The organism is Amycolatopsis thermalba (assembly GCF_023376025.1).
Lineage (GTDB): Bacteria > Actinomycetota > Actinomycetes > Mycobacteriales > Pseudonocardiaceae > Amycolatopsis_E > Amycolatopsis_E thermalba.
Genome location: NZ_CP091196.1, coordinates 2797264 through 2823314, shown reverse-complemented (window position 1 = coordinate 2823314; position 26051 = coordinate 2797264). Strand labels below are relative to the sequence as shown.

General features: G+C 71.6%; 22 protein-coding genes and 1 pseudogene. 13 read left to right on the top strand and 10 right to left on the bottom strand.

The genetic code is table 11. The annotated features are described in order from the left end of the window. Positions 1 to 293: 293 nt before the first annotated feature. Both L1857_RS13600 and L1857_RS13595 read left to right on the top strand, forming a co-directional pair. Positions 294 to 479, top strand: a complete 186-nt coding sequence (locus L1857_RS13600; RefSeq protein ID WP_116115054.1) for a CsbD family protein — start codon at positions 294 to 296, stop codon at positions 477 to 479. Positions 480 to 540: 61 nt separating this feature from the next. After that, positions 541 to 1776, top strand: a complete 1236-nt coding sequence (locus L1857_RS13595) for a benzoate/H(+) symporter BenE family transporter (protein WP_116115038.1) — start codon at positions 541 to 543, stop codon at positions 1774 to 1776. On the opposite strand, the gene L1857_RS13590 is transcribed toward L1857_RS13595, so the two are convergent. The 5 genes from L1857_RS13590 to benA all read right to left on the bottom strand — a co-directional run bounded on the left by L1857_RS13590 (position 1771) and on the right by benA (position 9974). After that, entirely contained in the window at positions 1771 to 4362 is a 2592-nt protein-coding gene (locus tag L1857_RS13590; protein ID WP_116115040.1) for a LuxR family transcriptional regulator, read from the bottom strand. The genes L1857_RS13595 and L1857_RS13590 overlap by 6 nt on opposite strands. 9 nt (positions 4363 to 4371) lie before the next feature. After that, the gene (locus L1857_RS13585) at positions 4372 to 5682 is read right to left on the bottom strand and encodes an MFS transporter (protein ID WP_116115042.1); all 1311 of its coding nucleotides are present in this window, start codon (positions 5680 to 5682) and stop codon (positions 4372 to 4374) included. 62 nt (positions 5683 to 5744) lie between these two features. After that, positions 5745 to 7913 carry a benzoate 1,2-dioxygenase electron transfer component BenC gene (gene benC / locus L1857_RS35395; RefSeq protein ID WP_283258012.1) on the bottom strand — a complete coding sequence of 723 codons (2169 nt, stop codon included), beginning with the start codon at positions 7911 to 7913 and terminating at the stop codon, positions 5745 to 5747. A gap of 208 nt (positions 7914 to 8121) precedes the next feature. After that, positions 8122 to 8628, bottom strand: a complete 507-nt coding sequence (benB, locus tag L1857_RS13570; protein ID WP_094005260.1) for a benzoate 1,2-dioxygenase small subunit — start codon at positions 8626 to 8628, stop codon at positions 8122 to 8124. Beyond that, on the bottom strand, positions 8625 to 9974 hold the full coding sequence (gene benA / locus L1857_RS13565; protein ID WP_116115046.1) for a benzoate 1,2-dioxygenase large subunit: 1350 nt from the start codon (positions 9972 to 9974) through the stop codon (positions 8625 to 8627). The genes benB and benA overlap by 4 nt, the downstream gene beginning before the upstream one ends. A gap of 217 nt (positions 9975 to 10191) precedes the next feature. On the opposite strand from benA, the gene L1857_RS13560 reads away from it, so the two are divergent. From L1857_RS13560 to L1857_RS13535, 6 genes are all read left to right on the top strand, one after another. Beyond that, positions 10192 to 11100: a LysR substrate-binding domain-containing protein gene (locus tag L1857_RS13560; RefSeq protein WP_249465229.1), complete on the top strand. Its 909-nt coding sequence runs from the start codon at positions 10192 to 10194 to the stop codon at positions 11098 to 11100. Next, complete coding sequence (locus L1857_RS13555; RefSeq protein WP_116115050.1) at positions 11097 to 12200, top strand: mandelate racemase/muconate lactonizing enzyme family protein; 1104 nt, start codon at positions 11097 to 11099, stop codon at positions 12198 to 12200. The genes L1857_RS13560 and L1857_RS13555 overlap by 4 nt, the downstream gene beginning before the upstream one ends. A gap of 36 nt (positions 12201 to 12236) precedes the next feature. Continuing rightward, entirely contained in the window at positions 12237 to 13082 is an 846-nt protein-coding gene (catA, locus tag L1857_RS13550; protein WP_094005264.1) for a catechol 1,2-dioxygenase, read from the top strand. A gap of 21 nt (positions 13083 to 13103) precedes the next feature. Then, positions 13104 to 13382, top strand: a complete 279-nt coding sequence (catC, locus tag L1857_RS13545) for a muconolactone Delta-isomerase (protein ID WP_116115052.1) — start codon at positions 13104 to 13106, stop codon at positions 13380 to 13382. Positions 13383 to 13775: 393 nt separating this feature from the next. Continuing rightward, entirely contained in the window at positions 13776 to 14057 is a 282-nt protein-coding gene (locus L1857_RS13540) for a transposase (protein ID WP_249464791.1), read from the top strand. Positions 14058 to 14074: 17 nt separating this feature from the next. After that, entirely contained in the window at positions 14075 to 14935 is an 861-nt protein-coding gene (locus tag L1857_RS13535; protein ID WP_249467417.1) for an IS3 family transposase, read from the top strand. A 249-nt stretch (positions 14936 to 15184) separates the two neighbouring features. Here the strand turns inward: L1857_RS13535 and L1857_RS13530 are convergent, their stop codons facing one another. Next, a complete protein-coding gene (locus L1857_RS13530; protein ID WP_116113161.1) occupies positions 15185 to 16549 on the bottom strand; it encodes a M14 family zinc carboxypeptidase in 1365 nt (454 codons plus the stop codon). Positions 16550 to 16798: 249 nt separating this feature from the next. On the opposite strand from L1857_RS13530, the gene L1857_RS13525 reads away from it, so the two are divergent. Then, positions 16799 to 17974: an NAD(P)/FAD-dependent oxidoreductase gene (locus L1857_RS13525; protein ID WP_249465226.1), complete on the top strand. Its 1176-nt coding sequence runs from the start codon at positions 16799 to 16801 to the stop codon at positions 17972 to 17974. Positions 17975 to 17994: 20 nt separating this feature from the next. On the opposite strand, the gene L1857_RS13520 is transcribed toward L1857_RS13525, so the two are convergent. Then, positions 17995 to 18474 (bottom strand): MBL fold metallo-hydrolase, encoded by a 480-nt coding sequence (locus tag L1857_RS13520; RefSeq protein ID WP_116113167.1) that lies wholly within the window; start codon positions 18472 to 18474, stop codon positions 17995 to 17997. Then, positions 18471 to 19719, bottom strand: a pseudogene (locus tag L1857_RS13515) (MFS transporter). Before L1857_RS13515 ends, L1857_RS13520 begins: the two are co-directional and overlap by 4 nt. A gap of 328 nt (positions 19720 to 20047) precedes the next feature. Between L1857_RS13515 and L1857_RS13510 the strand changes: the two are divergent. The 3 genes from L1857_RS13510 to L1857_RS13500 all read left to right on the top strand — a co-directional run bounded on the left by L1857_RS13510 (position 20048) and on the right by L1857_RS13500 (position 22044). Next, on the top strand, positions 20048 to 20647 hold the full coding sequence (locus tag L1857_RS13510) for a hypothetical protein (protein ID WP_162831192.1): 600 nt from the start codon (positions 20048 to 20050) through the stop codon (positions 20645 to 20647). Positions 20648 to 20735: 88 nt separating this feature from the next. Then, complete coding sequence (locus L1857_RS13505; RefSeq protein ID WP_116113175.1) at positions 20736 to 21188, top strand: hypothetical protein; 453 nt, start codon at positions 20736 to 20738, stop codon at positions 21186 to 21188. Further along, positions 21181 to 22044: a hypothetical protein gene (locus L1857_RS13500; protein WP_249465222.1), complete on the top strand. Its 864-nt coding sequence runs from the start codon at positions 21181 to 21183 to the stop codon at positions 22042 to 22044. Before L1857_RS13505 ends, L1857_RS13500 begins: the two co-directional genes overlap by 8 nt. A gap of 4 nt (positions 22045 to 22048) precedes the next feature. Here L1857_RS13500 and L1857_RS13495 read toward each other — a convergent pair whose 3' ends face one another. Then, positions 22049 to 23614 (bottom strand): AMP-binding protein, encoded by a 1566-nt coding sequence (locus tag L1857_RS13495; RefSeq protein WP_116113181.1) that lies wholly within the window; start codon positions 23612 to 23614, stop codon positions 22049 to 22051. Further along, entirely contained in the window at positions 23614 to 24558 is a 945-nt protein-coding gene (locus L1857_RS13490) for an NAD(P)H-dependent flavin oxidoreductase (RefSeq protein WP_094005272.1), read from the bottom strand. The genes L1857_RS13495 and L1857_RS13490 overlap by 1 nt, the downstream gene beginning before the upstream one ends. A 531-nt stretch (positions 24559 to 25089) precedes the next feature. On the opposite strand from L1857_RS13490, the gene L1857_RS13485 reads away from it, so the two are divergent. After that, a complete protein-coding gene (locus tag L1857_RS13485) occupies positions 25090 to 26028 on the top strand; it encodes an ABC transporter permease (protein ID WP_094005273.1) in 939 nt (312 codons plus the stop codon). Positions 26029 to 26051: the final 23 nt, after the last annotated feature.

The following is a 26051-nucleotide window of genomic DNA, read 5'->3' as shown; positions in this document are numbered from 1 at the left end:
TGGCCCGGTTCGACCTGCCGGGTGGCATCTTCCTCGGCCTCGGGGCCGGGCTGGTGCTGTTCGGCGTGACCCAGGCGCAGGTCGCCGGCTTCACCGCACCCTCGTCCTGGGCCCGCGCTTGTCCGCGGGCATCAACCTGTGACGGCGATGATCGAGAGCACCGGCAGCGCGGCCGCGCCCAGCCCCATCACGACCCGCCCGCGCTCCTGTTGCTGAGCCCCACCGTCCGCCCTGGCCGGGTAAGGATCATCCACTGGGGTACCCGGAGCGCTCACCGACCGGAAGGACCCGAGATGAGCGGCGAAGACAAGGCCCGGAACAAGGCGGAAGAGCTCAAGGGCAAGGCGAAGGAAGGGCTCGGCAAGGCCACCGGCAACGAGCAGTGGGAGGCCGAAGGCAAGGGCGAGCAGGGCAAGGCCGACGTCAAGCAGGCGGGCGAGAAGGTCAAGGACGCGGCGAAGGACGTGTTCGACCGCTGACCCTGTGGCACCCGCCACAACCCGGTGTACGCATCGCGATCGCCACGTTCAACATGCGTACATGAGCCTCGACGAGGAGACCCGCGCGCCGCGGTTCGAGCGACCGCCGAAACCGGTTGCCGGGCCGCGGCGGGTGCGCCGGGACCTCACCGGCACCACGCTGACCAACGGCGTGATCGGCCTGGTGTTCTCCGCGACCGGGCCGATCGCGGTCATCCTCGCCGTCGGGGTGCAGGGCGGGCTGACCCCGGCGCAGCTGGCGTCCTGGATCTTCGGGGTCTTCTTCCTCAACGGCATCCTCACGGTGCTCGCGTCGTGGCTGTACCGGCGGCCGCTCGCGTTCTTCTGGACGATCCCCGGCACGGTCGTCGTCGGCGGATCGCTGAACCACCTGACCTGGGCCGAGGTGCTGGGCGCGTTCGTGGTGACGGCGCTGCTGATCCTGGGGATCGGCCTGACCGGCTGGGTGCGCGCGGTGATGGCCGCGCTGCCGATGCCGATCGTGATGGCGATGGTGGCCGGGGTGTTCCTGGAGTTCGGGCTCGACCTGGTGACCGCGCTCGGCCTGGACCCGGGCGTCGCGGTCCCGATGGTCGTGGTGTTCGTGCTGCTCAGCGCGCTGCCGGCGGCCGGTCGGCGGCTGCCGCCGATCCTGGGGGCGCTGCTGGCGGGCGCGGTCGCGGTGGCGGTGTCGGGCCGGTTCGCCCCGGCCGGTTCCGGCTGGCTGGCCGAGCCGTTGCTGCAGGCGCCCCGGTTCACCTGGACCGCGTTGCTGGAGCTGGTCGTGCCGCTGGCGGTGACCGTGCTGGTGGTGCAGAACGGCCAGGGCGTGGCGGTGCTGAAGCAGGCCGGGCACGAGCCGCCGACCAACGTGGTGACCGTCCTGTGTGGACTGTGGTCGCTGCCGGCCGCGGCGGTGGGCGCGGTGTCCACCTGCCTGACCGGGCCGACGAACGCGCTGCTGGTCGCCTCGGGCGAGCGCGAACGCCAGTACACGGCGGGCCTCGTGTGCGGTGCGGGAGCGGTGGTGACGGGCCTGTTCGCGCCGGCGTTCGTGCGCCTGATGCTGGCGACGCCACCCGCGTTCATCGCGGTGCTGGGCGGGCTGGCGATGCTGCGGGCACTGCAGAGCGCGTTCGTGACGGCCTTCCGCACGAAGTTCACGCTCGGCGCCCTGGTGGCCTTCCTGGTGACCGTGTCCGGCGTGCAGCCGCTGAACATCAGCGCCGCGTTCTGGGGCCTGGTCGCCGGGCTCGCGGTGTCGGCCCTGCTGGAGCGCGGTGACTTCCGCTCATGACCGGCGCCGGGCGGCCAGCTCCGCGCGCGAGCGGATGCCGAGCTTGGCGTAGATCCGGGTCAGGTGGTACTGCACCGTCTTCGTGGACAGGAACAGCTCGGCCGCCACCTCCCGGTTGGACAGTCCACTCGCGACCAGCTGCGACACCGCCTCTTCCTGCGGGGTCAGCTCGTCGAACCCCCGGCCGCGCGGGACGTGCACCCCGCCGGCCTTCAGCTCGCGGTCGCAGCGGGCCACGTACGTCGCCGCGCCCAGCGCGGTGAACGCGTCCCGCGCGGTGCTGATCACCGTGTCGGCCTCGCGGCGCTTGCCGGCCCGCCGCAGGATCTGCCCGTAGGCGAAGTTCACCCGCGCCAGGTCGTAGCGCAGCGGCAGGTCCTCCAGCAACTCCAGCGCCTCGCCGAACGCCGCCCGCGCCCCCGCCACGTCACCCCGCGTGCCGAGCAGCCGCCCGCGCGCCGCGGCGAGGCGGGCCCGGGCCGAGACCCGCCCGCGGTCGGCGGCGAGGCGTTCGTGCGGTTCGAGGAACGCGCCGGCCTCCGCGGTCTTGCCCGCCAGCACCAGCGCGTGCGCGTACATGTCCGCCCACGGCCACAGCCCCGGCTCGTCGATGCTGCCGCCCGCCCACGGCATCGTCAGCGGCCGCAACGCCCGCAGCACCCCGGCCGAGTCCGCGCGCGCCTCCGCGACGTGCGCCCGCGCCAGGCACGACGGCACCCGCATGATCTCGTAGTCCTGCGGCCCGGCGTCGGCCCGGCGCAACGCCTCCTCGGCGCGCTCCCAGTCGCCCCGCAACGCGTGCACCGCCACCGCCGTCCACGCCAGCAGCGGCCCGGCCAGCACGATCCCGGACCGGTCCAGCAGCGGCTCGGCCTCCGCGACCGTGCGCAGCGCCTCGTCCCACTCCCCCGCCAGGAACTGCGCCCGCGCCAGCCACCCGCGCGCCCACAGCGAGATCCGGGTCGAGCCGCCGAGGAACGTCGTGGGCACCGAGATCTCCAGGTCCACCCGCGCCTCGTCGAGCGCGTCGACCATCAGGTTCAGCCAGCCGCGGCCCATCTGGATCCGCTGCGCCTGCGCGCCGTGCTGCACCCGTCCGGCCAGCTCGGCGTACCCGGCCAGCGCCTCGTCCGCGCGGCCGCTGCCGGCCAGGCCCAGCCCGCGGATCGCCGCCGCCTCGACCGCGGCCGGGGCGTCCGCGGGCACCAGCGAGATCGCCCGGTCCGCCCACCGCACCAGGTCCTCGGCGCGGCACCGCGCCAGCGAGTGCAGCACGTAGCGCTGGCAGATCAGCGCCGCGACGTCCGGCTCGCGTCCGGAGTTGACCAGGTCCCAGGCCCGGCCCAGCCGCGTTTCCGCCTCGGCGGCGCGGCCGCGCACGATCGCCAGGTACCCCAGGACGGCGTTGCGCAGCGGCGTCTCCCGCAGGCTCTCCACCTCCGGGACCAGCGCGGCCGCGGCGAACGCGTCCCCGGCGCCGATCAACGCGTCCACCGCGCGGGTGAGGCGGCTTTCCCGCTTCAGCCGGTCGTCGGTGAGGCGGCTGGCGTCGGACAGCAACGAGGCCGCCACGCCCCACGCGCCCTCGGCGGCGCGTTCGGCGGCCAGCTCGTCGAGCCGGTCGGCGACCGCCGCGTCCGGCACCGGGGACGCGGCGACCAGCAGGTGCATGCGGCGCACCGGGTCCTCGATGAGGTCGGCGGCCCGGCGGTGCGCGTCCGCGGCGGCGGCCGGGCCCATCGCGGCGAGCACGGCGGCGCGCACCATCGGGTCCGGCGGGCCGGCTTCGGTGAGGCCGTGCGGGGCGAACTCGGCCAGTCCCGCGGCACACGCCTCGTCGAGCAGCGGCAGCACGTCGCCGCCGGCCCCGGCCAGCGACGCGGCGTCCCGCACCGCGGTGCCCGGCCCGAGCACCGCGATCGCCTCGACCAGCCGCCGCGCCGCGGGCGAGCACGACTCCAGGGCCTCGCACACCCGCGCGGCGACCGCGGCGGGCGCGGGCAGGTCCGGGTCGAACCGGGCCCACGTCGCGGCCGGCACCTCGCCGAGCAGCTGCACGACGTGGCGCGGGATGCCGCCGGTGTGCCGCCACAGCCGCTCGGCCATCGACGGGTGCAGCAGCACGCCGTGCGCCGCGGCCAGGTCGCCGACCTCGCACGCGGTGAGCGGCTCCAGGCGCACGGTCGTGGTCGCGGCGCGGTGCAGCAGTTCCAGCGCCGCCGCGGGCACGTGGTGGTCGCCGCTCACGCACGTGGCGACCACGAGCAGCCGGCCATCGTGGTCGTGCCGGACGGCGGAGACCAGCGTGCGCAAGGACTCCAGGTCCGCCCACTGCGCATCGTCCACAATGGCCACCCCGTCGGCGCCACCGAGCTGGGCCAGCACTCCCCCGGCGCGGCCGGTCTCCCACGGCGCCCCGGCCGCGCGCCGCACCGGCCCGTCGTGCCGGGCGGCGAACTCGTCGGCCAGCGCGGACCGTCCCACCCCGGCCGGGCCGGTGACCAGCACGAACGCCGGCGCCGTCGCGCTGCCCAGTGCGGCGAGCGCGGCGGCGCGGGCGATCAGCTGCGGGCGACGGTGGACCACATGGTCACTCTAGGCGGGCTCCGGCGCGACCGCGGCCACCGGAACGCCGGCGTGGTCGGCCCGCGGCACCAGGGCGGTGACCAGCGCCGCGGCGAGCGCCACCCCGGCGAAGATGAAGAACGCCGTCGTCCCGCCGAGACCGGCGCCGACCAGCAGGCCGCCGACGACCGGGCCCACGATCCCGCCGAGCCGGCCGAACCCGGCGCACCACGCCACCCCGGCGGCGCGCGCCCGCGTCGGGTAGTAGTTGGACACCAGCCCGTAGATCAGCACCTGGGTGCCGATCGTGCCGACCCCGGCCACCGCCACCGCGAGCAGCAGCGCGACCAGCGGCAGGTCCAGCGGCAGCAGCGCGAGCGTGATCGCGGCGAGCACGAACGTGGTGACCACGACCCGCTTCGCCCCCGCCCGGTCCGCCCACAGCGAGGCGAGCAGGCCGCCGATGATCGCGCCGAGGTTGAGGATCAGCAGGAAGGTCAGCGAGTAGCTCGTGCCGTACCCGTTGTCGGACATGATCTTCGGCAACCACGTGTTCAGGCCGTAGGTCAGCAGCAGCCCGGCGAAGCTCATCAGCCCGAGCAGCGCGGTCGGCCAGGCCAGGGCCCGGGTCGCCAGCGCCGGGAAGCCGACGCGGTCGGTCACCGGCGGCTCCGGCACCAGCGGGACCCCGGTGCGCTCCGACACCGCCCGCGCCTCGGCGTCCCGGCCGCGGGCGGCCAGCCACTTCGCCGACTCCGGCAGCTTGACGATCGCCAGCGGCAGGACCAGCACGATCGGCAGCGCGCCGACCCAGAACAGCCCGCGCCACCCGACGTCGTCGGCCAGCACGATCGCCAGCAGTGAGGCGAGCACGCCACCGGCGGGCACTCCACTGTAGACGATCGCGTTGAGCCGGTTGCGGCGTCCGGCCGGCGCGAACTCGGCCACCAGAGCGCCGACGGTCGCGACCAGCGCGCCGACCCCGATGCCGGTGAAGAACCGGCCGAAGCCGAACGCGGTGACGTTCTGCGTCAGGGCGGTCAGCCCCATCCCGATCGAGAACCAGGCCAGGTTGATCAGCATGATCTTGCGGCGGCCGATCCAGTCGCCGAGGGCGCCCGCGGCCAGTGCGCCGACGAGCACGCCGACCAGGGCGTAGCTGCCCAGTGCCCCGGCCTGGCCGGCGCTGATGTGGCCGAGCTGGCTGGGGTCGGCGAGCAGGGTGGGCAGGACGGTGCCGTAGACGACCAGGTCGTACCCGTCGAAGACGAGGGCGATCGCCGACAGGGCGACCACCCAGGACACGGTGCGCCGGCGCTTCGTTGCGTCGGTGTCGGACATGATGGCTCCCGGGGTGGGGTGTGGGGAGGAAACAGCGGCCCCGGGCGGGGCCGCCGGGGATGTCAGCCGAGGTCGCCCCCGGCCACCGGCAGGACGGTGCCGGTGATGTAGGAGGCCTCGTCGGAGGCCAGGAACGCGATCGCGGCGGCCTGCTCGTCGAGCGTGCCGTAGCGCTTCATCAGCGACGACTGCACGGTCTGGTCGATGTGCGCCTGGAACCAGGCCCGCTCCTGCTCGGTCTCCAGCGCCGACCCGCCGCGGCTGATCCGGCGCGGCGGCGCTTCGGTGCCGCCGGGCGCGGTCGCGACCACCCGGATGCCCGCGTCGGCGTACTCCAGCGCGAGCGAGGCCGTGATGGCGTTGATGCCGCCCTTGGCCGCCGAGTACGGGATGCGGTGGATGCCCCGGGTGGCGGCCGAGGAGACGTTGACGATCACGCCGTGCCCCCGCGCGGCCATCGACGGCAGCGCGGCGCGGCACGAGTACAGCGTGGTCATCAGCGACCGGCGGATCTCGGCGTCGATCTGCGCCGGGGTGAACTCGGTGAACGGCTTGAACCAGATGGCCCCGCCGACGTTGTTGACCAGCACGTCGATGCGGCCGTACCGGGCCAGCGCCGCCTCGGCCACCGCCTGCGCGCCCGCCCAGGTCTCCAGGTCGGCGAGCACCGGCAGGGTTTCGCCGCTGAGCTCGTCGGCGACGGCGGTCACCAGGTCCGCGCGGTCGGCGAGGACGACCGTGCCGCCCTCGGCGCTGATCCGCCGCGCGACCCGCGCACCGATGCCCTGCGCGGCGCCGGTCACCACGACGACCTTGCCGGCGAAGCGGCCCGGGCTGAGGAACTCCGTCCGCCGCGCGGCCGGCCGGTCCCCCGCCTCGAACGCGGGGGTGATGTCCTGCCGGGGCAGCATTTCCTGGCCCGCGATGGTGCGGGACGCGGTGGGTCGCGGGGAGTCGCCGGGGTCGAGGGCGCCGCCGGTGCCCTGTCCCGGCCAGATGACCTGACCGGCGATGGCACGAGCCGTGGCCGCCTCCTCGGCCGCGGGCCGAGGCGAGCCGCCGTGGAGCGGCGCGACCTCGGCGAGCGGGAAGATCCGCTGCCCGGCGACGGCCCGGCTCGCCCCCACCGGTTCCGGGGCAGACGAAACCGGAGCGGCCGGTGCCGGCCGGGCCGGAGCCGGGGTGACCGGGACGGCCTCGGGCTCGGGATCGGCCTTGGTCGCCACCGCGGCGGCCGACAACGCGAACTTCTCGTAGTAGAAGCCCGCCGGTTCCACGCCCGTGTCGGCGAAGTGCCGGCGCACCGCCTCGACCATCGGCGGCGGGCCGCACAGGTACACCGCCACCTCGCCGCCGTGCAGGTGCTCGTCGCGGATCAGGCTGGTCACGTAACCCTTGTTCGGGGCGCTCGAATCCGGGTCGGCGACGCAGTAGTCCCAGGTGAGCCCCTCGACCTCGGCGGCCAGCGCGGCGAGCGTGTCCATCTCGACCAGGTCGTCGTCGGTGGTGACGCCGTAGATCAGGTGCGCCCGCCGGGCGGAGCCGCGCAGGGCCCGCACGATCGACAGGATCGGCGCCAGCCCGGTGCCGCCCGCGAGCAGCAGCACCGGCCGGTCGGCCTCGCGCAGGAAGAAGCTGCCGTGCGGGCCGGTGAAGGTCAGCTCGTCCCCGGGCGCGGCCCGCTCGGTGAGGTAGTCCGACATGACCCCGCCCGGCGTGAGCTTCACCAGGAACGTCAGCTGCTTGTCGTCCGGGGCGTTGCTGAACGAGTACGAGCGCGTCTGACCGGTGCCGGGGACCTCGATGTTGACGTACTGCCCGGGCAGGAACGCCAGCTGGTCGCGGTCCGGCGTCTCCAGCGTGAGGGCGACCGTGGTCGGCGACAACCGCTCCAGCGCGGTGAGCGTCGCCGGGTAGGTCGCCGCCTGGGTCTTCGCCACCGCCGACGTGCTGGCGATCTGCAGCACCAAATCGGACTTCGGTTTCATGCTGCACGGCAGCACGTACCCGCGGGCGGCCTCGTCCTCCGGCAACGCGTCGTCGATGTAGGTGCCGCCGTCGTACTCACCGGACTCGCAGAACGCCTTGCACGTCCCGCACGCCCCGTCGCGGCAGTCCAGCGGGATGTTGATGCGCTGCCGGTAGGACGCGTCGGCGACCGTCTGGTCCGGCTCGCACCTGATGAAGCGGGTGACACCGTCCTCGAAGGACAGTGCGACCTGGAAAGCCATGGTGACTCCTGGTGCTCGGGCGAGGTGGTGAAGCGGCGAAGCCGCTTGTGGTGGGCCGTGAACCGGCACCGCCGCGGGTTCTCAGACGTCCCCTCGCGAGGACAGCGCCGACGTGATGAATTGGCATTCATGAGGAGGCGATCCCACAGCGAGGGGGCGTCTGAGGTTCCGCCACCCGCACCGCCACGCAAACCAGCCCGTGACAGTCCTAGATGTGGTAGACGTCGACGACGTGGTGGATGTAGTCGTTCTTCAGGATGACGGTCTTGCGGCGGATCAGCGGGGATTCGCCGGAGAAGTCGATCGTGTAGAACGACGTGCCGTAGTACGGGTCGACCGTCTTGTAGCGGAAGTACATGGTGTGCCAGTTGAAGCGCACGTCCACGATGTCGCCGCGGCGCTCGATCAGCTCGACGTTGGTGATGTTGTGGCTGGTGCGCGGCTCCGGGATCGACGTGGCGCTGGACCGCTCGGTGCGGATCCGGAACACCCGGTCCTCCAGCCCGCCCTTGTTCGGGTAGTAGATGAGCGAGATCTGGCTCCGCGGGTCCTCGGTCAGCAGGTCGTCGTCGCCCCAGGAGGGCATCCAGAACACGACGTCGTCGGCGTAGCAGTCCAGCCACTTCTCGAACTCGCGGTCGTCGAGGTAGCGCGCCTCGCGGTAGAGGAACTGCTCGATGTCGGTCTGGGTGATGGTCTTGATCCCGGTGGTCATTCCGCCGCTCCGATCGCCTTGCGCAGGGTGTCCCGCCAGTAGCCGTGCTGGACCGGGTACAGCCCCTCGTCCTCGTTCTTCTGCCCCGCCGAGATGACGCCCTTCATGTCCAGGGCCAGCGCGACCTCGTCCGGGCCGGTCAGCCAGTGCTCGGCGCCGCGGCTCATGTCGTTCCACGGCGCGGCGGTGGCGCGGAAGGTGAGCTGGCAGGAGCGGAACTCCTCCAGGTCGTCCGGGGTGGCCATGCCGGAGGCGTTGAAGAAGTCCTCGTACTGTCGGATCCGCCAGGCGCGCGCGTCGGCGCTCTCGCCCTTGGGCGCGATGCAGTAGATCGTCACCTCGGTCTTGTCCGGCGCGATCGGCCGGAAGTGCCGGATCTGCGTGGAGAACTGGTCCATCAGGTAGACGTTGGGGTACAGGCACAGGTTGCGGGAGCCCTTGACCATGAACTCGCCCTTGGCGTCGCCGAACTCCGCCTTCAGCTCGTCCATCCGGTTCCACAGTGGACGGTCCTGCGGGTTGGCCGCCCACGTCCACAGGCACAGGTGCCCGTGCGGGAAGGACCAGTAGCCGCCGCCGGACTTGCCCCAGCTGCCGGCGTCGAGGGTCTTGGTGTCGTTCGTGGACTCACCGGTGTTGCGCCGCGCGGTGGTGGCCGCGTAGTTCCAGTGCGTCGCGGTGACGTGGTAGCCGTCGGCGCCGTTTTCGGCCTGCACCTTCCAGTTGCCGTCGAAGGTGTAGGTGGACGAGCCGCGCAGCACCTCCAGCCCCTCCGGGGACTGGTCCACCAGCATGTCGATGATCTTCGTGGTGTCCCCGAGGTGCTCCTCCAGAGGCAGCACGTCGGCGTTGAGGCTGCCGAACAGGAATCCGCGGTAGCTGTCGAAGCGGGCCACGCGGCTCAGGTCGTGCGAGCCGCCGGTGTTGAACGAGGCCGGGTACCCGGCGCCGTCGGGGTCCTTGACCTTGAGCAGCTTGCCGTCGTTGCGGAAGGTCCAGCCGTGAAAGGGGCAGGTCAGGGTCATCCGGTTGTCGGTCTTGCGGCGGCAGATCATCGCGCCCCGGTGCGCGCAGGCGTTGATCAGGCAGTGCAGCTCGCCGCCGGAGTCGCGCGTGATCACCACCGGCTGCCGTCCGATGTAGGTGGTGAAGTAGTCGCCCGGGTTCGGGATCTGGCTCTCGTGGGCGAGGTAGATCCAGTTGCCCTCGAAGATGTGCTTCATCTCGAGTTCGAAGATCTCCTCGTCGGTGAAGATCCGGCGGTTCGCGCGGTAGATTCCGGCCTCGCGGTCCTCCACGACGGCGTCGGCGAGGACGGCCGACACGTGGTCCACGGTCTCGGTCATGGAAACCTCCAACGGCCTCAGCGGCACTGCTCGGCTCTGCGTGTTCCCCCGACCATGACAACCCGTGGCCCCAGTCACACCGGGCGATTACCTAGTCCTGACCCAGGGTGCTATTAATCGATAGCATCGATCAATCCAGACCGAATCGCTCCTTGTCTTGACTCAATATCCGTACCTACGGTGAATGAATCCACGAGGAGCGGGAAGGAGGCCGGCGATGGAGCTGCGTCATCTGCGGTACTTCACCGCCGTGGCCGACACCTGCCACTTCGGGAAGGCCGCCGAGCGCCTGCACATGGCGCAGCCGGCCCTGTCGCACGCGATCCGCCAGCTGGAGGCCGAGCTGGGCGCGCCCCTGTTCACCCGCACCACCCGGCAGGTCCGGCTCACCCCGGCGGGTGAGTTCCTGCTGGCCGAGGCGCGCCGGGTGCTGGACACGGTCGAGGACAGCGTCCGCGGCGTGCGCCGCATCGCCGACGGCCGCCTGGGCCTGGTCCGGGTCGGGTTCACCGGCACCTCGGCGTTCTCGCACCTGCCGCGCATCGCCCGCGCGGTCAAGCGGGACCTGCCCGGGGTGGCCGTCGAGGTGCACGCGGACCTGCTCACCCCGGCCCAGTGCGACGGGCTCCGCAACGGCGGCCTCGACCTGGCCGTGCTGCGCCCGCCCGCGCAGGGCGAGGACATCGAGCTGCACACCCTGGAGGTCGAGCCGCTGATCCTCGCCGTGCCCGCCGACCACCGGCTCGCGGTCGAGCCCGCGGTGTCGGTGGCCGACCTGCGCACGGAGGGGTTCATCAGCTACGCCAGCAAGGACTCCGTGGTCAACGACGCCGTCATGCGCAGCTGCCAGGCCGCCGGGTTCAGCCCGCGCCGCGAGCACGAAGCGGCCGGCACGGCGGTGCTGCTGGCGCTGGTCGCCGGCGGGCTCGGCGTCGCGGTGGTGCCCGCGTCGGCCCGCGCGCTGCCGCTGGCCGGGGTCGTGTTCCGCGACCTCGCCGACGCCGGCACGGTCGAACTCGCCCTCGCCTGGCGCCGCGACAACGACTCCCCGCTCGTCCGGTCGGTCCTCGACGTCCTCGAGGCCGCCCTCGCTCCGCAACCACAAGCATCCGAGGTCAGCCGATGAAGATCACGCGCGTGGAGGCGATCCCGTTCGCCATCCCGTACCGCAAACCGCTCAAGTTCGCCTCCGGCGAGGTGCACGTGGCCGAGCACGTGCTGGTGCGGGTGCACACCGACGACGGGATCACCGGCGTGGCCGAGGCGCCGCCGCGGCCGTTCACCTACGGCGAGACGCAGGCCGGGATCATCGCGGTGATCGAGAAGATCTTCGCCCCGCAGGTGACCGGCCTGACCCTGCTCGAACGCGAGACCATGGCCTCGCGCCTGGCGCGCACGGTCGGCAACCCGGCCGCGAAGGCGGCCATCGACATGGCCGTGTGGGACGCGCTCGGCCGCACCCTGGACGTGCAGGTCACCGAGCTGCTCGGCGGCTACACCGACCGGATGCGCGTGTCGCACATGCTCGGGTTCGACGAGCCGTCGGCGATGGTCGCCGAAGCCCAGCGCATGCGCGACGAGCACGGCATCACCACGTTCAAGGTCAAGGTCGGGCGCCGCCCGGTCTCCCTGGACACCGCCGTGGTGCGGGCCCTGCGCGAGGGCATGGGCGACGACGTCGAGTTGTACGTGGACGGCAACCGGGGCTGGACCGCCTCGGAGTCGGCCGTGGCGATGAAGGAGATGGCCGACCTCGGCCTGCTGTTCGCCGAGGAGCTGTGCCCGGCCGACGACGTGCTGGGCCGCCGCTGGCTGGTGTCGCAGCTGGACGTGCCGTTCATCGCCGACGAATCGGCCGTCACCCCGGCCGACGTGACCCGCGAGATCCTGGCCGGCTCGGCCACCGCGATCAGCATCAAGACCGCGCGCACCGGCTTCACCCACTCGCAGCGCGTGCACCACCTCGCCGAGGGGCTGGGCCTGGAGGTCGTGATGGGCAACCAGATCGACGGCCAGATCGGTTCGGTGTGCACCGTCGCGTTCGGCGCGTCCTACGCGCTCACCTCGCGGCGGGCGGGCGAGCTGTCCAACTTCCTCGACATGAGCGACGACCTGCTCACCGAACCGCTGGAGATCCACGACGGTGAGCTGCACATCCGGCCCGGCGCCGGGCTCGGGATCGAGATCGACCCGGCCAAGCTCGACCGCTACCGCCAGGACCGCTGAAACTTCCCCGGATATCAAGGAATCAAGGAGGATCCCATGACCGCCACCCACCACGCTCCCGCGGCCGCCGAATCGGGGGCCAGCGCCACGCAGCGGTTCAAGACGGACAAGTTCGCCGCCGTGGCCGGCACCCCGAAGGAGCGGGTGTCGACGCTCGCCCGTGAGGTGCTGTCGGCGGTGCACGAGACGATCCGCAAGCACAAGGTCACCTACGACGAGTACAACGCGCTGAAGGCGTGGCTGATCCAGGTCGGCGAGGACGGCGAATGGCCGCTGTTCCTGGACGTGTGGGTGGAGCACGTGGTGGAGGAGGTCGCCACCGCGCACCGCAAGGGCAACAAGGGCACGATCGAAGGCCCGTACTACGTGCCCGGCGCGCCCGAGCAGGGCTCGCGCGGCTCGGTGCCGATGCGCGCGGACGAGGGCGGCACGCCGCTGGTGTGGACCGGCACGGTCACCTCGGTCGATGGTACGCCGCTGAAGGACGCGAAGGTCGAGCTGTGGCACGCCGACGCCGACGGCCTGTACTCGCAGTTCGCGCCGGGCATCCCGGAGTGGAATCTGCGCGGCACCTTCTCGGTGGCGGAGGACGGCTCGTTCGAGATCCACACCGTGCGGCCCGCGCCGTACCAGATCCCGACCGACGGCGCGTGCGGCAAGCTCATCGCCGCCGCGGGCTGGCACGCGTGGCGCCCGGCGCACCTGCACGTCAAGGTGTCCGCGCCGGGCCACGAACTGCTGACCGCGCAGCTGTACTTCCCCGGCGACGAGCACAATGAGGACGACATCGCCTCGGCGGTCAAGCCGGAGCTGCTGCTGGACCCGAAACCGGGCGACGGCGGCGAGACGGTGTCCTACGGTTTCGTGCTCGACCCCGCTTGATCGTCTCTGGAGGACTCACCCATGTTGTTCCACGTCCGGATGGATGTTCGGTTGCCGTCCGATATGGACCCGTCGGTGCGGGCGGACATCGTCGCCCGGGAGAAGGCGTACAGCCAGCAGCTGCAACGGGAGGGGAAGTGGCCGCACCTGTGGCGCATCGTGGGTGAGTACTCGAACATCTCGATCTTCGACGTGGGGTCGAACGACGAGCTGCACGAGCTGTTGTCGGGGTTGCCGTTGTTCCCGTACATGGATATTCGGGTGATGCCGTTGGCTACGCATCCGTCGAAAGTTTCGTAGCCGCTACGCGGGTGGCTGAACTGCGCCGGCTTCGCTTCGCTACGCCCCGATCTGCCCCTCCCGAACCCGATCTTCAATTGTTCGGTTGCCGAGAAGTCGCGTCAAGGCGGGAAAGAGTACCTTGACCCGACTGCTCGGCAACCGATTTGGCTGGGGATCGGGTTGCGGGAGAGGGGTGGCTCGTGGGGGTTGGTGCTTTGCGTTGCCGGGTGGCGGTTTGTGACGCCCGGCAACGGCAGGTGACCCACCTGCCGCCCAGCCCTCCCCCGCTCCCCGATCCACAGCCCGGTTCTGCGGCCGATCAGGGGTTGTCAAGGTACTCTTTTGATGTGCTCCGAGGTCTCCGGACACGTCTTCCAAGTAGACTGGCGGAGGAGCCCGGAGGAGTGTTTCATGGCAAGGAGACCGAGAAAGTACTCGCCGGAATTGAAGGCTGAAGTCGTCAACGCGGTACTCGAGGGCGGGCTGAGCTATACCGAAGCGGCGCGCGATTTTGATTTGGTCGCGCAGACGGTGCATAACTGGGTGACGGCCGAGAAAAAGAAGAGAGCTGAAGAGTCGCCGACCGCGACGCGGGGTCAGGTGGGCGAGCTGGAGCGGCGTATCCGCGAACTGGAGCAGGAGAACGCGTTCCTGAAAAAAGCGGCAGCCTTCTTCGCGAAAGAACAACGGTAGCCCAGCGCTACGCGTGTATTGCAGCGGAGAAGGCGCATTTCGATGTGGCCCTGATGTGTCGGCTGATGGGTGTGTCACGCTCGGGCTTCTACGACTGGGAGCGTCGCGCGGTCTCGGCGCAGGAACAGCGCCGGGGATTGTTGATCGAGCAGATTCGCGTGGTGTTCGCCGCCTCGAAGCGCACCTACGGCTATCGGCGCGTGCATGCCGAGCTGGTGCGCGGCGGCGTACAGGTCCACGACGAGCTGGTGCGGCGGCTCATGCGCCAGGCGCGACTGTTTCCCGTGCAGGTCAAGCCCCGGCGCGGGCTGACCGTGACCGACCGGGTTGCCGGCCCGATCCCCGACCTGGTCAGACGGAACTTCACCGCGTCGGCACCTGGGGAGAAACTGGTCGGCGATATCACGCAGCTCAACACCGGTGAAGGCGCACTCTTCCTGGCAACAGTGATCGACTGCTACTCGAAGAGCATCCTCGGATGGTCTGTGGATGAGCATTACGATGCGGAACTGGTGTGCACGGCGATGACGATGGCAGCGCACCGTATCCGACTGCCCGCCGGATCGATCTTCCACTCCGACCGCGGTAGCCAATATACCTCCTACAGTTTTGGGCGACTACTACGAGAAGAGAATGTTCGGCAATCAATGGGCCGCACCGGGATCTGTTTTGATAACACTATGGCCGAGTCGTTCTTCGGGAAGTTGAAGACGGAGTGGATGCACCACCGACATTTCGCGACCAAGAAGGAGGCTCGCCGCGAGATCATCCGCTTCATCGAAGGCTTCTACAACACACGCCGACTACATTCAGCGCTGGGATATCGACCACCGATCGAAGTGCTCGACGAATGGTTCACCAATCAGCAGGTTGCGTGATACAGTCCGCTTGAGCCGCGTCCGAGATTCTCGGAGCACATCAGGGTGGCGGTTTGTGACGCCCGGCAACGGCAGGTGACCCACCTGCCGCCCAGCCCTCCCCCGCTCCCCTGCTCGGCCGTTGAAACAATGAAAAATCGGGGCGCGGCCTCAATCGGGGCGTAGCGGAGCGAAGCCGGCGCTGTCAGCCGCGCGCAGCGCAAACACCCGCGTAGCGGCTACTCACCAGCCACAGGCCGGAGCGGCTACTCACCCAGCCACCTGCGAGGCAGCGGCGAGCACCGCTCCGTACTGCGTCGCCACCAGGTGGCGGATCGGGATCGTCCGGTAGTCGCCCAGCGCGGCGTCCTCGGCCAGCCACTCCGCGTGCCGGGCGGCCACCCGGTCCCGCGCGACCCGCACCGGCGGCCGCGTGTTCCCCACCGCCAGCTCACCGTCCAGCGCCCGCAACAGAATCCCCCCGTACCGCAACCGGAAACTGTGCGTCGCCTCCGCCAGGGACGCCACTTCGGCCACCGTCGCCGGGCGGTCGGCCTCCGGGGTTGTGCTGCGGGACCGGGCACTGCGCGCCCCGGCCGCCATCATCGTCGCGAAGGAGCGGCTCGCCCGCCAGAAGGGGGAGTCCGGCACCATCAGCGCCCCGGACACCGCCTCGATGGTGTCCGTCATCAGCGACGACAGGTCCGCCACCGCCCGGGCGTGCGCGGCCAGCGCCGACGCGTACCCGATGCCGGCCGGGCTCTCGTCGTCCGCGGTGTCCGACGTCCAGTACGGCAGCTCGGTCACCAGCGTGAGCGCCCCGTACCGGCCCGCGTAGGACGCCGTGCTGTCGCCGGCCGAGTTGGTCCACGGCTCGCCCCGGCCGGTCAGGTAGTCGTAGGCCCGGCTGATCGACGTGCCCTGGAAGATCGCGTCGTCCAGCCGCACGATGTAGGGCGCCTCCGGCTCACCGCGGTCCAGCGGCAGCCCGGCGTGCCCGGGCAGCGCCTGCAACACCCGGTGCAGCGCGGGCTCGGGCCGGCTGAGGTAGTAGTAGACCCCGCCCAGCTCGCTGTTGTGCAGCGAGCACACCAGATCCGGGCGGTCGGAGTCGATCAGCCGCATCAGCGCCTGCGTCTCCGGCAGCGCCGCGTCGAAGTAGGCGTCCTTGTAGTCCAGCGGGAACGTCCACTCGACCTGGTCGGAACCGGCCGGGCGGTAGAAGTGCCGCGCGTAGTGCTCCCGGGTGAACGGGCCGGCCAGCCAGCCCTCGTTGAGCCGCAGCCCGTCCGGGTCGATGCACGCGATGATCCGCCACCGGTGCCGCAGCCGCGCCCGCAGCCCGGGATCGGCGCACAGCCGCTCGGCCAGGTGCAGCGCGGTGAGCCCGCCGATGGGCTCGTTGGGGTGCGGCAGGCCGAAGACCAGCGCGGTGGGATCGCCCGGCTCGCCGTCGATCGTCAGGCACAGCAGCGGCTCGCCGTGCCGGGACGTGCCCACGCGCTGGAGCGTCGCGATCTCGCCGTAGCCCGCGGCGAGCCCGCGCAACCGGCGGTGCAGCTCGTCGACGCCCGCGAACGCCGGGTGGTCTCCTACTTCGTCGATCTCCTTGACCAGCCATTCTGGCAGCGCCACGGGCCCCCTCCTCGTCCGTCGTTTCGTGCTCGGTCCAGTTCATCCGAATGTGTCGCGGCGGGCGAGAGCCGACCAGGCGAAACGAGTGGAGCGTCACGTGGTACCGAGGTCGCCGGCCACCTGGTCCAGCTTCACGCGGATCCGGGCGACGGCGATCTCTCGTCCGCCAGCGGAGTGATCCAGGTCACGCGCTGTCACGCTCCGCGGGGCCGCTTTGTCTGATGGTCGACCCCCTGGAAAGGAGACACCATGAGCGGCAACACCGAAGTGGTCGTGATCGGCGGCGGTTATGCCGGAGTCATGGCCGCGAACCGGCTGACCCAGCGCGCCGACGTGACCGTCACCGTGGTCAACCCGCGCCCGGAGTTCGTCGACCGGGTCCGCCTGCACCAGCTCGTCGGCGGCACGCACCCCGCGGTCGTCGGCTACCGCAAGATCCTGCGTGAGGGCATCCGGCTGGTGGTGGACACCGCGACGCGGATCGACACCGCCCAGCGGAGCGTGACCCTCGCCGGTGGCGGCACGATCGGCTACGACTACCTGGTCTACGCGGTGGGCAGCGGCAGCGCGGACCCGAGCGTGCCGGGCGCGGCCGAGTTCGCCCACCCGCTCGCCACGCTCGAAGAAGCCGAGCGCGCCCGGCCGCTCGTCGAAGCCGCCGCCGCGGTGACGATCGTCGGCGCCGGCCCGACCGGCATCGAGACCGCCGCCGAACTGGCCGGGCGGGGCCGCGCCGTGACGCTGGTCTGCGGCGGCGAGCTCGGCCCGTACCTGCACCCGCGTGGACGGCGGTCGGTCGCCCGGCGGCTCGCGAAGCTGGGGGTGACCGTCCTCGAAGGACCCGCGGTGACCGCGGTGACCCGCGACGCCGTCCAGCTCAGCGACGGCCGCACCCTCACCTCCGGCGTGACCCTGTGGACCGCCGGGTTCGGTGTGCCCGGCCTCGCCGCCCGCAGCGGCCTGACCACCGACGCGCTGGGCCGCCTGCTCACCGACGAGACCCTGACCAGTGTGGACGACGAGCGCATCGTCGCGGCCGGGGATTCGGCGGCGCCCTCGGGCCTGCCGGTCCGGATGAGCTGCCAGGCCGCGGTGCAGGTGGGCCCGCAGGCCGCCCAGACGGTCCTGGCCCGGATCGCGGGCACCGAGCCCGCCCCGATCGACGTCGGGTTCGCCGGGCAGTGCATCAGCCTGGGCCGTCGCCACGGCATCTTCCAGTTTTCGACGAAGGACGACACCGCGAAGGCCTCCTACCTCGGCGGCCGGCTCGGCGCGGTGGTGAAGGAGGTCATCTGCCGGAGCGTCGTGTGGCAGATGGGCTACGAGGCGCGCCACCCGGGCAAGCGGAAGTGGTGGGCCACGGACGACAAGCGCCGCCGTCTGGTGCGGGACGGGGCGCCGGCCGCCCTGGACCGAGCGGCCTGACGCCGTGCCGGTACCCGGCCTCAGGCGACGCGGACGACGTCCCGCGCCACGGCCGGGTACCGCGCCAGCACCTCCGGATCGTGCCCGGGCAGCACGACGCCGCCCAGTTCGCGGATCCGGTCGAACGCGCCGTAGACCCCGGGCATCGAGTGCAGCAGCGGCGCGGGCCGGTCGTCGTCGAGGTTCTCGTGGAAGTGGCCGGCGTCCGAGGCCACCACGACCGGCCCGGCGGCGGTCGCGACGCGGACGATCTGCATCCCGGCCGTGTGCCCGCCCACGAGGTGCACGCTCAGCCCGGGCCGGACCTCCACATCTCCGTCCACTTCGGACAACCGGTCGCCGCGGAGTGGTCCAGCGCCCACGGTCCGGTCCAGTAGTCCAGCTCCCGCCGCGGCGACCACGATCGAGGCCAGCAGCTCGGTCGGCCGCCCGAGGAAGTGCTGTCCGCGGGTGCCGTTCCGGCGGCCGTAGCAGAGGGCGTGGACCTCGTACTCGCTCACCGCACAGCGCCCACCGGCTCCGCCGGAGCGGTTTCCTCGATGCCCAGCCGCGCGGTCGGGACGCGGTAGGTCTCCCGCGCGGTGGCCACGGCGATCACGTTGACCAGGCACAGCGCCGCGGTGAAGATCGCCACGCCGAGCCACGCGCCGGTGCCGTCACCGGCGACCGCGGCGGCCACGGTCGGCAGGAAGCCGCTGATGGCGAACCCGATCTGGGTGCCGATCGCGGTAACGGACAGCCGCACGCGGGCCGGGAACATCTCGCCGTAGAAGGCGGGCTACACCGCGCTGGTGGCGGTGTAGACGACGCCGAACAGGACGATGCCGACGGCGAAGATCAGCCCCCAGCTGCCGGCCGCGATGGCGCCGAGGTAGGCGAAGATCAGCACCGCGCAGCCCAGCGAACCGGCGATGAACAGCGGCTTGCGGCCGACCCGGTCGGCGAGCCTCGCCCACAGCGGGATCGAGACGACGGCGGCGACGTTGGCGAGCACGCGATGAGCGCCGCGACGATCACCCGTAGCACGTCGGCCCAGTGCTCGCGCAGCAGCACGACCATCGGCAGCTTGGTGACCTCGCCGGTGCGGACCTCCTGCTCGAACACCGGGGTCTCCTCGACCGTGCGGCGCACCAGGTAGCCGACGAGGACCATCAGGGCGCTGCCCCAGAACGGCACGCGCTGCCCCAGGACAGCAGGACGTCCTGCGGCAGCGCGGCGACCGGGAGGAACACGGCGGTGGCGACGATCTGCCCGGCCTGGGTGCCGCTGAGGGTGAAGCTGGTGTAGTACGCGCGGCGGTTCTCCGGAGCGTGCTCCAGCGACATCGAGTTCGCGCTCGCCTGCTCGCCGCCCGCGGACAGCCCCTGCAGCAGCCGCAGCGCGACGAGCATGACCGGCGCGGCGACCCCGGCGGTCTGGTAGCTGGGCAGACAGCCGACCAGCACCGTCGACACGCCCATCAGGAGCAGGGTGAGCACGAGCACCCGCTTGCGCCCGAACCGGTCGCCGAGGTGGCCGAGCAGGATCGCGCCCAACGGCCGCGACACGTACCCGACGCCGAACGTGGACAAGGCCAGCAACGTGCCGGTCGCCGGGTCCGAGACCGGGAAGAAGATCTTGCCGAACACCAGCGCCGCGGCCGTGCCGTAGATGAAGAAGGCGTAGTACTCCAGAGCGCTGCCGACCCAGGCGGCGAATGCCGCCTGCCGCGGACGCGCCCTGTCGGCACCCGGCTGAGCCACCACGTCGTGCTCGCTCTCAATGGACCAAATGGTTAATTGCCGATCCTGAGGAGTTCCGCCGCGGTTGTGGCACCAGTCACACGGATGGGTGAGTAGTTTGGGATCATGACCACGGACATCGCGTCCGACGACGACGGAGAACCCGGAACCGGTTCGCCGGCTCATGCCTCGCCGTCGTCGCCGTGATCGGCGTGGTCCTGACGGGAGCGATCGGGGGCGATCTCTCCGGCAGTGAGACCGGCGTCGCGCTGGCGATCGCCATCCTGCTGTCCGCGGCGGCCGTCCTCTTGGCGGCCGAGGCCGTCCACTGGCACAGGTCGCCAGGGCCCGCGTGCGGGAACTGCTGGAGCACGGAACGCGCGTCCCGGCCACCGTCGTGACGGCGCCGCATCCGCGCCGGGGAGACGCGACGATCGAAGTCACCTACCCGGTCGGGGACACCCGCCGCGCCGCGGTGATCAAGCTCAGCACCGGGCAGCGGTTCGAGGTGTACCAACAGGTCCTGGTCGCCTACGACCCCGCGGACCCCGCTCGCGTCCGCACCCTCGACGACGCGAACGACGATCCCGTCCGGTCCTTCTGGAACCTCGTCCCGCTGCTGGCCGGGCTCGCCGGCACGCCGGTCGCCGCGTTCGCGGCGGCGAGCTGGGCCCGCAGGTGCCACCCGGTGCGCCGCACCGGGTGGCACCCGGCGTCGGTCGTGGTGACCCCGGTCGGGCGGGTGTTCGCCGCCGAGGGCGGTGGGATCGAGCTGAGCGGGGGCCTGTCGATCCGCCGGCCGACGCGCTTCGCGAGCGCCGGGCCGCAGCCGGCCTGGATCGGCGGCGAAGGCACCTGGATGACCGTGTTGTTCCCCCGTGACGGCGGGAAGAGCCGGTACGCCGTCCCGGCGCGCGCGAGCACGTCGCCGCTGCCCGCCCGCGCGCGCTGATTCACCCGAAGGGAGGAGCCGGCTGCTGTATCAGGTCGCGCTCCGGGTGCGTCCTGATAGGCAGGAACTCCCGCCAGGACGGTGAGCTATGCGGAGCTACCACGGTGCGTTGCTGATCGGCGCGGCCCTCGCGGGGTGCGCGGGCGGGTCGCCGATCCCGGGCGAGCAGCCGGCGGACAGCCCGGCCGAAGTCACCACGACCGAGACGGCCGGCACGGGCGCGGACCCGACGACGACCCGCACGTCGAAGAGCGAGCCGCCCGGGGTACCGGGCAGCCCCATCGACTACGACAGCACGCTGCTGCTCGCAGGGGTGGCGGGTGCGCGGGCGGAGATCCTCGCGACCCTGCGCGAGGAGTGCGGGCCCGGCCTCTGCGGGGTGAAGGTGGTGGTCTCCGGACGGGGCGAGTGCGCGGCGAGCATCGGGCCGGACCCGGTGCTCCCGGGCGGAACGATCACGATCAGGGCGAAACCCTGTGAGACGACGGAGGAAACCACCGCCGCAGAGTCCACCCCGGACACCGCCGAGTCCGGTGGCTAGGACCCGGCTGTCGCCGCCGCGCCCGCGGCAGGCGGCCGGCCCGGCCCGCGCGCTGCGGGTGGTCGGCACGCTGGCCGCGAACGCGACGCTGCTGACCGGGCTGCTCTACTACTTCGGTTTCCTGACCACGCAGGTGTTCTTCAGCTACTTCCGGGTGCACTACACGCTGCTCGGGCAGACCACGCCGGAGATACTGGCACGCGGGGTGGACGGGCTGCTGCTGCCGATCGCCGAGCTGGCCGGGGCGGTGTTCCTGGCGCTCGGCGTGATCCGGTTCCTGCGCTTCCGGCTCTCCCGCCGGGCCTGGCAGACGATCCTGCGCCGGGCGACGCCCGTGGCCGCGGTGCTGGGCGCGGCGCTGCTCGCGGTGACGTTCGCGATCGCGCTGGACCCGGTGCCCTTCCGGCGGTTCACCGCGCTGCCCGGGCTCGGTTTCGCGCTGGCCGTGGTGCTGCTGGTCTTCGCGTGGCGGCGGTGGACCGCGCACGGGGTCGCCGAATGGCTGGTGGCGTACGCGCTGGTGACGTTCGGCCTGTTCTGGGCGGTGGCCGACTACGCGGGCCAGGTCGGCGTCCGCCGGGCCTTCGAAACCGAACGCGCGCTCGCCGGCCGCCCCGCGGCGGTCCTCTACAGCGCCCAGAAGCTCAACCTCCCGGGCGAAGTGCACTGCCCCGCCCCGGACGGCGCGTTCCAGTACCGCTACCCCGGGCTCAAACTGCTGCTCCAGTCGGGCAACCAGTACGTCCTCGTCCCGGACGACTGGCGCCGCCCGGAGAGCCCCACGTACGTCCTCCCCCGCACGAACACGCTCTGGCTGGAGTTCAGCCCACCGGGCACGCGCGCCCCCGGATGCTGACCCCTCAGCCGATGCGCCTGCCCTGCCCGGCCCAGTACGGAGCACGCAGCGACTTCTTGTCCACCTTTCCCGACGCGTTCAGGGGCAACGCGGACACGAAGTCCACCGACTTGGGCGCCCACACACTGCCCTTGTGCTCCTTGACCAGCGCGATCAGCTCCCCGGCAGCCACGTCGGACCCCGGTTTCGGCACGACGACCGCCTTGACCGCCTCGCCCCACTTCGGGTCGGGCACGCCGAACACCGCGCACTGCGCGACCGCGGGGTGCTGGGCCAGCACGTCCTCCACCTGCCTCGGGAACACGTTGAACCCGCCCGACACGATCATGTCCTTCTTGCGGTCGACGAGGTAGAGGGAGCCGTCGTCGTCGAGGTAGCCGATGTCGCCGGAGTGCACCCAGCCGTCGCGGATCGCCTCGCCGTCCAGCGCGGGATCGAGGTAGCCGACCATCTGCCCCTCCTGCCGGGTGCAGACCTCCCCCACGTCGCCGACCGGCAGGATCCGGTCGGACTCGTCCTGGATGCTCATCTCGACGTGGAACATCGGCCGCCCGGCGGACGCCAGCCGCGCGACCTCCTCCGGCGTGCCGAACCGGTGGTCCTCCTTGCGCAGCGTCGTCATGAAGCCGGGCTCGTGGCCGGCGTAGGTCTGCACGAAGATCGGCCCGAGCGCGGCCAGCGCCTGGCGCAGGCGTTCGGGCGCGATCGGCGAACCGGCGTAGACGACCGTGCGCAGCGACGAGAGGTCCGTGTCCGCCAAGCGCGGGTGGTCGAGCAGCAGGTACAGCGCGGTCGGCACCACCGCGGTCGCGGTGACCCGCTCCTTCGCCACGGTGTCGAGCAGCAGGTCGATGTCCAGGGTGGGCAGCATGACGTTCGTCCCGCCGCGCATGAACGTCGGCAGCACGAACGCGCCCGTGAAGTGCGTGAGCGGCGCGCCGTGGGCGAACACCTCGCCGGGGCGGGTGTCGGCGATCTCCAGGCCCGCCGTCACGATGTAGTGCGACCAGGCCTCGTGGGTGTAGATGACGCCCTTGGGCGTGCCCGTCGTGCCCGAGGTGAAGGCGACGTAGGCGAGGTCGCCCGGCGCGGGCTCGGGGACCGGCGTCTCCGTCGGCGCCGCGCTGAACACCATCCCGTAGTCCCAGGTGTCCGCCAGGTCCTCCCCGCCGCCCAGCCGGATGTACCGCCGGATGCCCGGCAGCCGGCCGCGGAACTTCCCGACGACCGGCTCGAACTGGGAGTGGTAGACCAGCGTCGAAGCTTCGGACTGCTCGAGGAAGAACGCGAGGTCCTCGGCGGAGGCCCGGGCCGGCATCTGCACCGTCGCCGCACCGGCCTTCCAGATCCCGTGCTGCGTCGGGATGAACTCCAGGCAGTTCGGCATCAGCAGCCCGACCCGGTCCCCTTTCCGCACGCCGAGCTCGTGCAGGCCGTTGCCGACGCGGTCGGACCACTCCCGCAGCTCCCGGTACCGGATCCGGCGGTCGCCGTCCACGATGGCCACCCGGTCCGGGTAGTACGCGCAGGCGCGGTCCAGGACGCTGGGCAGCGTTCCCCACAACGACATCAGAACTCCTTTCCGGCCGCGCAGGCCTCGGGCAGGGGATCGACGGGAACGGCCCGGAGGGCCGAGGCGTATTCCGCCCGGGTCGTCTCGACCAGATCGGCGACGCTCTGCACGCGGTGCACGCCGTGCGCGCTCTGGCCGGCCGCCCAGGCCCGCGGTCGCTCGAGCAGCGTCCGGAAGTCGAACCGGGCGGGCTGGTCCGGGCCGTGGCCGGCGGTGGCGAGCGAGGCGGCGAGGAAGTTGGCGGGCAACCCGCTCGGCCCGCGGGAGAGCACGATGTCGTCGAGCGAGGCCTCGACGAGCGCCCGCCGGTAGTCGTCACCGGCGAGGCTCTCCTCGGTGGCGATGAACCTGGTGCCCATGTACGCCAGGTCCGCGCCCAGCAGGCGGGCGGCGAGCAGCGCGACACCGTCGCTGACGCCGCCGGCGAGGACCACGGGCCCGTCGTAGCGCTCCCGCACCGCGCGGACGAAGGCGAACGGGTTGTTCCACCCCGTCTGCCCACCGGCTCCGGAGGTCAGCAGCACCAGACCGTCGGCGCCGGCCGCCAGGGCCCGGTCCACGTGGCGCAGGGTCGCGACGTCGGCGAACACGAGCGCCCCGGCGTCGTGCAGCGGCCCGATCACCGGCTCCGGGGATCCGACGCTGGTGATCACCACCTCGGCGCCGTGCCGCACGAGACAGTCCACGTCCTCCCGCAGCCGGGGGTTCGACCGGTGCACGACCAGGTTGGGCGCGACCGGGGCAGCCGCGGCGGGCAGGGCCTCCCGGATGTGGGTCAGCCACCGGCCGAGCTGGGCGGGAGTCCGCGCGTTGTGCGTCGGGAACGAGCCGACGACGCCCTGGCGGCAGGCGGCGACGACGAGATCGGGACCCGAAACGGCCGTCATGGGCGCCGCGATCAACGGCAACCGCAGCCGCGCGGCCCAGGAAGAAGGAAGCATGCGGTTTTCTCCGAGCGAGGACTGATCGGCACGAAAAGAAAAGGGAAGAATCGGCAAAAGGAAATCAGCGCGACAGCGAATACGTCACACCGCTCCCGGTCGCGTTCGTGTGTCTATCTAACGCCCGATAAGTAGGGCACGAAGCGGCCGGTTTGTCAAGTTCGCATCGCGGACAACCCGCCCGGCGCCCCGCAGTCGGTTGAAGCTTTGACCATTCAGGACTGAAACTCCCTTGCCCGACATGGACTTTTGCCCGACATGGAGCACTTGCAGACACCGGCCGGACGCGGTCCGCGATGCCGAAGCGTTACCCCGCCACCCCACCACGGGCGCGGCCCACCTCACCCCAACGGGTGGTAACTCGCCCCCGCGGACCACGCGGACTTGTCTGGAAAACGAACCCGTGTATCTTTTCCGTCAATCCTATCTAGTGCTCGCTAGACAGCCCGCGCATCGGACAACGGAGTAGCGATGAGCGCAGTTCTACCGAGGTCCCGACCATCATTCGCGAACCGGATTTCCCAGGAGCAAGTGGTCCTGTTCGTGGTCGTGGCCCTGTTCGTGGTCTTCAGCCTGACCCTCGACGGGTTCCTCAACGTCGACAACCTGGTCAACCTGGTCCGCAGTGTGTCCGCACTGGGGATCTTCGGGGTGGCCATGGCGGTCGTGGTGATCGCCAGGGGGATGGACCTGTCCCTCATCGCCTCGATGGGCGTGGCCACCGCGGTGGCGATCCAGCTGATGCGCACACCGGTCAGCACCCCGGTCGCCCTGCTGACCGGCCTCGGCATCGTCGTCATCATGGGGCTGCTGAACGGGTTCCTGATCGCCTTCGTGGAGATCCCGGCCCTGTTCGCGACGCTGGCCTCCGGCCTGCTGGTCTACGGTCTCGCCCGCACCACCGTCCTGGACGGACTGATCGCGGAGCTGCCCGGCGACCGCCAGTTCGTCCTCGCCCTGGGACAGGGCACGGTGTTCGGCATCCCGGTCCCCATCATCGTGTTCGCGGTCGTCGCCGTGCTCGCCCAGCTGATGCTCTCCCGCACCCGCGGGGGACGCTTCATCTACGCCCACGGGGACAACGCCGGCGCGGCCGCGCTCACCGGCATCGCCGTGCGGCCGCTGACCGTGTTCGAGTACACGGCCAGCGCCGCGATCGGGTTCGTCGGCGGCCTGGTCACCGCCGGCGCGGTCGGCGGGCTCAACACCCAGGTCATCGACGGTTCGCTGATCTACGACGTGCTGCTCGTCGTCGTGGTCGGCGGCATCAGCCTGGTCGGCGGACGCGGCAGCGTCGCGAGCGTGGTGGCCGGCACCGCGCTGATCGGGATCATGCTCAACGGCATGACGATCATGAACATGAACACCCACGAGCAGGACATCGTCAAGGGTCTCATCCTGCTCGCGGCCCTCGTGCTGGACAACCGGCTGCACCCGCGCGACGAAGAGACCGTCCGCCAGGGCGACTGACACCCCAGACATCCACCGAAGGA

Coding starts and splice junctions, on each gene's coding strand:
- L1857_RS13555 (WP_116115050.1), top strand. CDS start 11,097: ATGAAGATCACGCGCGTGGAGGCGATCCCGTTCGCCATCCCGTACCGC.
- catA (WP_094005264.1), top strand. CDS start 12,237: ATGACCGCCACCCACCACGCTCCCGCGGCCGCCGAATCGGGGGCCAGC.
- benA (WP_116115046.1), bottom strand. CDS start 9,974: ATGACCGAGACCGTGGACCACGTGTCGGCCGTCCTCGCCGACGCCGTC.
- L1857_RS13560 (WP_249465229.1), top strand. CDS start 10,192: ATGGAGCTGCGTCATCTGCGGTACTTCACCGCCGTGGCCGACACCTGC.
- L1857_RS13585 (WP_116115042.1), bottom strand. CDS start 5,682: ATGTCCGACACCGACGCAACGAAGCGCCGGCGCACCGTGTCCTGGGTG.
- benB (WP_094005260.1), bottom strand. CDS start 8,628: ATGACCACCGGGATCAAGACCATCACCCAGACCGACATCGAGCAGTTC.
- L1857_RS13595 (WP_116115038.1), top strand. CDS start 541: ATGAGCCTCGACGAGGAGACCCGCGCGCCGCGGTTCGAGCGACCGCCG.
- L1857_RS13490 (WP_094005272.1), bottom strand. CDS start 24,558: ATGCTTCCTTCTTCCTGGGCCGCGCGGCTGCGGTTGCCGTTGATCGCG.
- catC (WP_116115052.1), top strand. CDS start 13,104: ATGTTGTTCCACGTCCGGATGGATGTTCGGTTGCCGTCCGATATGGAC.
- L1857_RS13505 (WP_116113175.1), top strand. CDS start 20,736: ATGCGGAGCTACCACGGTGCGTTGCTGATCGGCGCGGCCCTCGCGGGG.
- L1857_RS13525 (WP_249465226.1), top strand. CDS start 16,799: ATGAGCGGCAACACCGAAGTGGTCGTGATCGGCGGCGGTTATGCCGGA.
- L1857_RS13540 (WP_249464791.1), top strand. CDS start 13,776: ATGGCAAGGAGACCGAGAAAGTACTCGCCGGAATTGAAGGCTGAAGTC.
- L1857_RS13495 (WP_116113181.1), bottom strand. CDS start 23,614: ATGTCGTTGTGGGGAACGCTGCCCAGCGTCCTGGACCGCGCCTGCGCG.
- L1857_RS13600 (WP_116115054.1), top strand. CDS start 294: ATGAGCGGCGAAGACAAGGCCCGGAACAAGGCGGAAGAGCTCAAGGGC.
- benC (WP_283258012.1), bottom strand. CDS start 7,913: ATGGCTTTCCAGGTCGCACTGTCCTTCGAGGACGGTGTCACCCGCTTC.